2 protein-coding genes are annotated in these 3,140 nt (G+C 75.1%); both read left to right on the top strand.

The annotated features are described in order from the left end of the window. On the top strand, positions 1–1,284 hold a 1,284-nt coding region (locus ACQRUO_RS27945), incomplete at its 5' end, for a glycosyltransferase 87 family protein (protein WP_428318859.1). Between the two features lie 55 nt (positions 1,285–1,339). Beyond that, positions 1,340–2,977 carry a N,N-dimethylformamidase beta subunit family domain-containing protein gene (locus ACQRUO_RS27940; protein ID WP_428318858.1) on the top strand — a complete coding sequence of 546 codons (1,638 nt, stop codon included), beginning with the start codon at positions 1,340–1,342 and terminating at the stop codon, positions 2,975–2,977. Positions 2,978–3,140 lie beyond the last annotated feature (163 nt).

The following is a 3,140-nucleotide window of genomic DNA, read 5'->3' as shown; positions in this document are numbered from 1 at the left end:
CTCCGGCGCACGCCCGCCGCCGGGCGGACCGGCACCGCCGCCGCCGGCCGCGGTGCCCGACTGACCGCGCTGGCCGTGCGGCTGGGCGAACGGCGCGAGGTGGCCCTGCTCGGCTGCCTGATCGCGGCCGGCTGGGCGGGCGCCTTCCCGCTCGTCTCCGACCTCGGCAACCAACGGCTCTGGGGCGAGGTGGCGGCCCCCGGCTACCTGCTGGCCGGGCTGGTCGTGCTCACCCTGCCGCGCCGCTACGCCGGCCGGGTGGCCGCCGCCGTCGCGCTGTTCGGGGCCGTCCTGCTGCCGCTCGGCATGCTGGCCGCCCAGGGGCACCACCAGTCCGAGGTGATGGTGGTCGAACGCTCCGCCCACCTGCTGGTGCACACCGGTACCCCCTACCTCCCGCACCCGGTGAAGGTCACCGACTTCAACCCCTACCTGCCGGCGATGGCGCTGTTCGGCCTGCCGCGCGCCGTGCTCGGCTCCGGCGACGTGTTCACCCGGGTGCTGGGCGACGCCCGGATCTGGTTCGCCCTCAGCTTCCTGGGCTGCCTGACCATCAGCTGGCGGCTGCTGCGCCCGAACCGCCGGCACTCCGCGCTGCTGCCGCTCGGGGTGCTCACCGGCTCGCCGCTGATCGCGCTGATGCTGGCGGTCGGCGGCGTGGACCTGCCGCTGATCGGCGTCTGCTGCCTGGCGACGGCGCTGGCCGCGCGCGGGCGGGCGGTCAACGCCGGCCTGGTGCTGGCGCTGGCCTGCACCCTCAAGTGGACCGCCTGGCCGGCGCTGCCGGTGGCCGTGCTGATGCTCTGGCGGCTGTACGGGCGGCGCCCGGCGGCCCGCGCCGCGCTGACCGCGGTGGGCGTCGGCGTCGCGGTGATCCTGCCGTTCGCGCTGCAACGGCCGCAGGACTTCCTGGACCAGGTGATCCGCTTCCCGCTCGGGCTGGCCGCGGTGCACACCCCGGCCGGCAGCCCGCTGCCCGGCAAGGTGCTCGCCGACCTCGGGCCGGTCGGGCACGCCCTCTCGCTGGTGCTGCTGGTGCTGGGCGGGCTGGCGGTGGCCGGGTGGCTGCTGCTGCGACCGCCGACCTCCGCGGTGGCCGCCGCCGACCTGCTGGCCGCCGGGCTCACGGTGGCCTTCATGCTGGCCCCCGCCGGGCGCTTCGGCTACCTCGCGCTGCCCGCCGTGCTGGCCATCTGGCCCCGGCTGGCCACCCGCTCCTGGACCGGGCGCGCCCCGGTCGCCGCCCGTACGGTGGAGAGCGACACGATCGCGGCCGTCCGGTAGCCGCCCGCTGACGACCAGTGGGCGGCCGGAGCGGCCAGCCCCAGGAGGAGACGCGATGGCCGAGCAGCACCCGCCCGAGGACCCGACGGCCGACGAGCCGGCGCCCGGCGGCCCGCGCCCGGGCCGGCGGCGGTTCCTCGGACTGGCGGGTGCGGCGGCGGCCGGCGTGGGCCTGACCGCCTGCGGGACCGGCGGCTCGGGCACCCGGCAGGCCGCGCTGGCCTCCGCCGCGCCCGGCGTCGGCGGGATAACCGGGGCCGCGCCCTCGGCGTCGGCGAGCAGCGCCGCGCCGCAGCGGGAGAACGACAGGCCGGGCAACCCGGACTGGCGGATCGGCAACGCCGGACCCGATCAGGCGATCGAGGGCTGGGCCGACAAGGTGAGCGTGCTGCCGGGCGAGGGATTCGGCCTGCACGTCTCGACCACCGCGCCGGGCTACCGGATCTCGGCCTACCGGATGGGCTGGTACGGCGGTGCCCGGGGCCGGCTGGTCTGGCAGTCCGAGCAACTGCCCGGTGCGAAGCAGTCGGCCGCCGGGCTCGATCCGCAGACCCGGATGATCAGCACCGACTGGGCGAAGAGCACCACGGTGGACACCACCGGCTGGCCCGAGGGCAGCTACCTGCTGCGACTGGATGCGGCGGGCGGCGCCGGCCAGCGGTACGTGCCGGTCACCGTCCGCTCGGCGAACTGCGCCGGGAAGCTGGTGGTGGTCAACGCCGTGGCCACCTGGCAGGCCTACAACACCTGGGGCGGCTACAACCTCTACAACGGCGAGAACGGCGCCTTCGCGACCCGCTCGCTGGTGGTGAGCTTCGACCGGCCGTACCACGAGTACGACGGCGCGGGCCTGTTCATGGTCTACGAGACCCCGCTGATCGCGCTGGCCGAGCAGCTCGGCCTGCCGCTGGCCTACACCACCAGCACCGACCTGGCCGGGCAGCCCGGTCTGCTCAAGGGCGCGCTCGCGGTGCTCTCGCTCGGGCACGACGAGTACTGGTCGCCCGAGCAGCGGGCCAACGTGGTCGCGGCCCGGGACGCCGGCACCAACCTGGCGATCCTCGGCGCCAACTGCTGCTTCCGCCGGGTCCGCTACGAGCCCTCGCCGACCGGGCCGGACCGTCAGGTGGTCTGCTACAAGGACTCCTTCAAGCAGGACCCGGGCTTCGCCACCACCGGCCTGCCCACCAACGACTTCCGGGTGGGCCCCAAGGCGGACCCGGAGAGCACCGTGCTCGGGGTGATCTACGACGGCTACCCGGTGGACGCGCCCTACGTGGTGGGCAACCCGGGCCACTGGCTGTTCGCCGGTACCGGCGTGCAGCAGGGGGACGCCTTCGAGCACCTGGTGGGCGTCGAGTACGACCGGGTGAACACCGACTTCGACACCCCGCGCCCGATCGAGATCCTGGCCCACTCGCCGGTGGTCTGCGCCGGCCGCAAGAGCTTCAGCGACACCGCCTTCCACAGCGCGCCCGGCGGCGCCGGGGTCTTCGCCAGCGGCACCATGCGCTGGGTCGAGTCACTGGACGCCAGCGGCGACGGCCACAACGGGGCGGACCACGCGATGGACGCCCGGACGGCGGCGATGACCCGGAAGGTGACCGAGAACCTGCTGCGCGCCTTCGCCGCCGGGCCGGCCGGGGCCGCGCACCCGGCGCAGGACAACGTGGCGGCGGTGTACGGGCACTGAGCCCGGCCGGCGTCGAGCACAGCCGCGGCCCTGCTTCTGGAACGGCCGCGGCCCCCGCCCGGAACGGCCGCGGGGGAACGCAACAACGGGGGGGGGGGCGTGGGGGGAATTAGGTTGGTTTTTGTTTTTGTTTTTTTTTTTTTTTTTCGCCCTTCGCCCCCCC

Source organism: Kitasatospora sp. LaBMicrA B282, from assembly GCF_050325825.1.
Classification (GTDB): domain Bacteria; phylum Actinomycetota; class Actinomycetes; order Streptomycetales; family Streptomycetaceae; genus Kitasatospora.
The sequence above is the reverse complement of the archived record's forward strand: the minus strand, read 5'-3'. Positions and strand labels throughout refer to the sequence as shown.